This is a genomic window from Bacillus cereus group sp. BfR-BA-01524 (assembly GCF_022662595.1).
Taxonomy (GTDB): Bacteria; Bacillota; Bacilli; order Bacillales; family Bacillaceae_G; genus Bacillus_A; species Bacillus_A thuringiensis_S.
In genome coordinates, this window is the sequence record NZ_JAKUDW010000028.1 from 57,549 (window position 1) to 63,785 (window position 6,237).

The window sequence follows — 6,237 nt, forward strand, 5'->3', positions numbered from 1 at the left end:
CCCTTACTTTTCTAAGAATTTTTCTAATAGTTCAGCATATTTTTGGTCATTTCCCCAAACTCCTGCGCTTTTCTCAGCATTATGAATCCCTCCTAAACCTGGATGTAGCTTTGAGGGTACAGCCACAGCTTGACCTCCACCACCAATGTGATGATGTATTAAAGTGTCATTATATAATTCTTTTAAATCATATTGGGGAAAATGTTTTCTAAACGTTGGATTGTTTATAGGTGCGAATCCTAATTCTATTTTTTGTCTATTTGACCTATTAAACGCTTCTGGGTACTTCTCTAACATCTCTTTCCAATAAAAATCTTTATCGCGTAACCAACCCTCTGCATTGGTGTTTTTTTGCCCTTTACCAACATAGGGCATCTCAACAGTTAACCGAGGATCCGCAGTATATTTAGCCTCTAGCTTACCTAAATCAGCACCACGATATGTTCTAATAGGATCATTAATATCACCTATCTTCTTAACCGTTTCACCCGTACCCTTAACAACCTTACTCTCCATATACTGATAAGCCTCTTTCAGAGAATACTGTCCTCCTCCTGAGACATTTCCTACTCCAGCCATGGCGAAGCCTTTTCCCTCGCCTGGGATCCATTTGTATTCCAGTAATGTTTTTACTGCGTGCTGGATTTTTTCATTCCCCTGCAAGAAGGTTGTTTTTACGGTTGTGGTACCTTTGTTCCATAGGTTTCCGATTTTGTTTGCAAGTCCTTTTGCTGTGGAGGCTACAAAGTTTACGCCTTCTTTTACTTTGTGGCTGGCTGTTTTTATACCATCAACAGCTGCTTTTCCTGCTTTTCCAGCCACCATTGATATTCCTTCGCCTAGCCCTTTTCCTGCTTTTACAATTGTCTTTCCGAAGCTAGAAGCGACATACTTTATTCCTTTTCCAGCAAGGCTCGCAACTTTCCCGACGGGAATAAAGTTTAAAAGGGTCCACCCTGCGGCGATGAGTCTTTCTTTTGTTGATAATTCTTCGCCTGTGATAGGGTCTTTACCAGTAACCGCTCGAATTGCATCATTAATTCCGATGAATTCAGCTGCTCCTTCTAATCTATTTTCTTATACTATTTGCTGAAACAACATATGTACTTATTATTTATTATACTATCCTCTCTTCTATCTTAAAATGCAAAAAGCACTTGTTGCCTCTCATAGACAATCAAGTGCTTTAAGTTCATATGTTTTTAAGTAGCATGAATTTGTAAGTTTTGCAGTAAAAAATGTGATACTTTTTGTATGTCATAAAAACTACTACTTTAAAACTTACGAATTTATACGAGTTCATTAGTTTCATATACAATCCATGTGTTTATATTCATCGCCTAGTAAAATGTCATCTCACCTAAGCTCGTACTTCGTTTTATATTCTCTCATTGCACACAGTACTCCATAATGGTACAACCATCATGAAGTACGTACTTTCTAACAGCCTATTCTTTTTCTTTTCACTGCAAATATACTTTCTCTTTATTCACTTATATATACTTATACATGTCTATTTTCAACAGCATAATTTTATTATTTTGTTCAATATATAGAATCCCATCAAGTTATAGTATATATTTATCATATCCTATTATACGTTCTATTATTGTTTACTATACACACTAATTAACTCACTCTTAAAATCATCATACATTAAAAATGCTTCTTTTAATATATCTTCTAATTCTTCATAGCTTCGATAAACTGGCTTTTTAATCCTTTCTCTTGGGTTAATTAATAACCTTGAGTAAACGCTCCAAGGACTTCCCAGTCTCACCTCATCATTATGATATACCACCCAAATAAACTCTGTCATTCCATATTCTAAAATTATATTAAACCATATCATATAATTTGGAGAATTATCTATAACCCCTACTTTAAAAAACTTCTCCTTCTTATCAAAAGTTGAAACATATCCTAATCTTTTAAATATTTCATTTACTTTTTCTATATCATAATCCTCTAATCTATCATTTAAATCATTAGGATTACCTCTAAAGTTTTCAGACAATTTTTTATACCTATCTACAAATCTAATTTTTTCCAATACCACTTTGATTTCAGGCTTCATCTCAAAACTCATTCTCTATTCCCCCATAAACCTTAATTCTATTCTATATTCTTTTGCTATTTCTTTGTACTTTTCAATATCAGTAATATTTTTATTTGTAGCTGGAATTTCTAATATTTGTTTTCCTTCCAATGGCTTACCATCTAACTCAGGATAAGCATTTGAACGTATTTTTGTACCTGCAGAATATTTCTTATTCATTTCTTTTAAATATTCTCTATAAGTTTTTTCATCAATCATATCTAAATCTGTTGCTTTCCTTGAGATTATTTCTTTAGCAAAAGGATCATATGAATCTAATCTTTTTCCATTTTCCAAGTGTATTTCATGATAATCATAAATATCCCTGTTTCTTACAGTCTTATTAAACTTATTTCCCCTTGCCATAGGAGAATCATTTAACCAATAATCTCTTGCTTCTTTCCATTCTATCCTATCCCTCGTAGTTTTACCTTCTTTTGCTTTACGTGCAAGATATTTTCCATAATCAGATTCTAAATTTGAATCTATAAATCTCCCATTAGAAGCTAGAAGATTTTTACTCGTACCCTTAACACCCTTCTCTCCTACACTTTTCATATACTGATAAGCATCTTTCAGAGAATGCTGTCCCATCTCTCGGACCATTCCTACTCCAGGCATGACATAGGCTTTTCCCAACCCTGGGATCCATTTGTACTCCAGTAATGTTTTTACTGCGTGCTGGATTTCTTCATTCCCCTGCAAGAAGGTTGTTTTTACGGTTGTGGCGCCTTTGTTCCATAAACTTCCGATTTTGTTTGCAAGTCCTTTTGTGGTGGAGGCTACAAAGTTTACGCCTTCTTTTACTTTGTGGCTGGCTGTTTTTATACCATCGACAGCTGCTTTTCCTGCTTTTCCAGCCACCATTGATATTCCTTCGCCTAGCCCTTTTCCTGCTTTTACAATCGTCTTCCCAAAGCTAGAAGCGACATACTTTATTCCTTTTCCAGCAAGACTTGCCACTTTTCCAACAGGGACAAAGTTTAGGAGCGTCCATCCTGCGGCGATGAGTCTTTCTTTTGATGATAATTCTTTTCCTGTAATAGGGTCTTTACCGGTAACTGCACGAATTGCATCATTTACTCCAATGAATTCAGCTGCTCCTTCTACGCCCTTTTCCCACCATGATTTTTCATGTTTCTTTTCTGTTTTATGGGTTTCTTTCAATTTTTCATTTTGTTTCTTTTGATATTCTTCATCTGCTTGACGAAACTTTTGAGCGATACGCCGTAATTCTTTTTCTGTAACTTGTAAGTTACGTATGTAAGATTCCATGAGTCTCATTGATCTCATATATTCCCCATAAAAATGCTGACTCGTTGCTCCTTGCCATTGCATTTGAATACTAAACATAGATTGATTGAGATTTTGTTGTATGGTCTGGCTGTGTGTTTGCATCTCTGATATGTTTTTGGCAATTTGTTCGAGTTGTTCAGGTTTGACTTTAATCTCCAAACCTTCTCCCACCTTCCTCTATTTTATACCAAAAAGAAATAGAACTGCATCATTTTTTACTTATTCTCTTTAGAGAAAACATCAAAAATACTGTTATCACAAATCGCTTCAATTTCTTCCTTTACAAATAATTTTTGAAATTTTGTTCCTGGGTTTAATATTACATTTGCCTCTAAATCTATTGTTTTTAATAATTCAACTGCATTCATAGAGACATACGGACATTCTTCTGGAATAACCATTTCTAGATGCTTTAAATCCGAATACAGTGGTAACATTAATCCTTCTTCCATTTCAAAATAATGAATTTGTAATTGTGTATTATTAGTAGAAATCAAATTTCCTTCTTCATCTACACTTGTATCCCCTTCGACAGAAGCAACAACGAATAAATTTGATTTCTGTAATATCTCATAAAAATAGCCTCTTTTCTCTTCGTTTTGTAACGCTTCCACTAACGCCTCATCTAATGGACTAATTTCTAGTAAACTCATTAACTTTCACTCCTATTTGGAATAATTTCGCCATCTTACTTGGAATAAGATGGCGAATTCATTATCTATTTATTTTTTTGTGTCCATTGCTTTTATTTTGTCTAAGTACTCCATTGCTTTTTGGCGCACTTCTCCAACAATCGTTGTTGCATATTGTGGTCGAGTTAAAAACTCAAAACATTTATATGCATTATTGTTTTCATTTTTGTCTAAATACCCTTTACCTGTTTGTAACATTTTTTCAGAGACAACTTTCATAAATTCTTTTGCAGGTGCCTGCTGATATCCTAAGTTCATGGCTTGATGAGTTAGCTCAACTACTGACGCTAAATCTTCAATAGTGTTTATACGAGTAGCCTTTTTATTAGCAGCATCAAATGTACTTAAATATTCAATGGCAACTTTTGCTTTATCTTTCACTCCAGTCATTTCAATCCCCGGTGTTTTATAAAGAATTTGATAGATTTCTAAAGCTGATAGGTAATTACTCTTTTCAATTTTTTCCCCTTCTTTTAATACGCGATTTGCGACATCCGAAAATCCTTTTTTATCATTAACCCCACGATAGGAAGCTTGTCCATAATAGTGTAAAGCTTCGTAAAGCTTTCCGTTCTGATTCGCTTTTGTATTTGCTACTTCTATTAGTTGGATTCCCTCCATCTTTTTCGACGCATTGTCAATAACACTCATACCAACGATTTTTTCAATTGTTTTATCGATATCTTTCAACTGTGCCAATAATGTATACGATGGAAGTACAGTTTTCTCAGCCTTTTCTTGCCAATCTGGTGTTCCATTGATTTGCTCCCATTCGACTTCTGTTTTTTCCCATAGTTTATTTGCATAATTCACCATTTCTTCTCTTGAACGCTCTAATGGATGCTTTGTACGAATTGCATTAGCAATATTCAATACAGCTGTATAATATTCTCCTTTATTTGCAGCCTCATTTGCTTTTCTTTCAAACATAAGTGGCATTAACATTTTATTTGCTTCATCTCGAACAGATTGTTCTACCCTTGCCGTACTTGATAATAGGTTTGCTTTCTTTAAAGCATCTTCCACTGAAAATTTTGGGTCTTTCATCTGTCCCCTAAGTCCATCTACAGCTATACTAAATTGCTGATTTAATTTTTCTTTTTGTTGATCTTTTGCGACATCAATCCATTGATTTGCTAATAGTAAAGCATTTTCATAGTTTAGACTTTCAGGGGTTAAATATGTTTCAATTTTCTCAATCGCTTGATTGATCGGATTTGGTTTTTCCGGTTTTTCTGGTTTTTCTGGTTTCATTTGACCATCTGTATCATTGCTATTTGTTTCTTTATGATTTACTTCTTTCGTATTTTCTTTGTTGTTTTTATTAGCTTCAATTAATTGATCTTTTTGCTCTTTCTCACTAGCTATTTCTGACGCCCCAGTTTTATTCGTATTATCTTCTTTAACAACCACTTGTCCTCCATTACTGCTAGTTACAGTTTCTTTTTCTGGACTTACGTTTTCTTTTGTATCATTTTTAGATGTCACTACTGGTGCTTCGATGTTAATATTTTTTAATTCTTCTTGTAATAGTTTATAGAAAATCTTTTCTACACGTTGATTTGCAGCCTCTACTAATTTAGGATCCACGCTTTCAAGCACCGAAGTAACTAAGTAATATTTACTTAAAGATTGTTCTAGAGAAGCTATATCTGTTTGGTTATTTAACCAAACATTCTCCTCTTGTACAGCCTTATCGTATACTAACTTTGCAACTGATTGAATATACTCTTTCTTATTTTCTTTTAAATACTCTTGTAATTCTTGTTGGGTTGTAACTTTTTCCTTAAGTGTATTCATTTGGTTACGTAAATAAAATAATTCACTTTGATTCGAATAATTCTCCTTATTAGCTAAAATTTCTCCCAAATTGTCCAATGTTAATCTATGATCAGCAACTGTCTGTGCATTTGAAGATGCATTCAATTGAGATATCAGTGTTAACTCTTTATTTTCCTCCGAATATTTAGCCCTACTATTTAACGTGTCAGAATTTTGCCCTTTTCCATAATACTCATTAAAGAATACAGATGAATACCTCTCTCCATTCCCAGCATACCACTCAACTAAAATATCTCCCGTTATTGGTGATACTGTAATTTGATCGTGTGGCACTGGTGGTTTTGGTTTTTCTGGTTCTTTATCACCATC

General features: G+C 34.0%; 4 protein-coding genes and 1 pseudogene. All 5 read right to left on the reverse strand.

What is annotated here, in order from left to right; genetic code table 11:
* Positions 1-3 precede the first annotated feature (3 nt).
* Positions 4-1,077: pseudogene (locus MR170_RS12570) on the reverse strand (pre-toxin TG domain-containing protein); the annotation flags it as partial.
* 529 nt (positions 1,078-1,606) lie between these two features.
* A complete protein-coding gene (locus tag MR170_RS12575) occupies positions 1,607-2,089 on the reverse strand; it encodes a hypothetical protein (RefSeq protein WP_053564627.1) in 483 nt (160 codons plus the stop codon).
* 3 nt (positions 2,090-2,092) lie between these two features.
* A complete protein-coding gene (locus tag MR170_RS12580; protein WP_242308366.1) occupies positions 2,093-3,553 on the reverse strand; it encodes a WXG100 family type VII secretion target in 1,461 nt (486 codons plus the stop codon).
* A 56-nt stretch (positions 3,554-3,609) separates the two neighbouring features.
* Positions 3,610-4,047 carry an SseB family protein gene (locus MR170_RS12585; RefSeq protein WP_053564628.1) on the reverse strand — a complete coding sequence of 146 codons (438 nt, stop codon included), beginning with the start codon at positions 4,045-4,047 and terminating at the stop codon, positions 3,610-3,612.
* A gap of 69 nt (positions 4,048-4,116) precedes the next feature.
* On the reverse strand, positions 4,117-6,237 hold a 2,121-nt coding region (locus MR170_RS12590), incomplete at its 5' end, for a hypothetical protein (RefSeq protein ID WP_242308367.1).

Bases quoted from the DNA above. Each gene is read 5' to 3' on its own strand.
- MR170_RS12575 (WP_053564627.1), bottom strand. From the start codon at position 2,089: ATGAGTTTTGAGATGAAGCCTGAAATCAAAGTGGTATTGGAAAAAATT.
- MR170_RS12585 (WP_053564628.1), bottom strand. From the start codon at position 4,047: ATGAGTTTACTAGAAATTAGTCCATTAGATGAGGCGTTAGTGGAAGCG.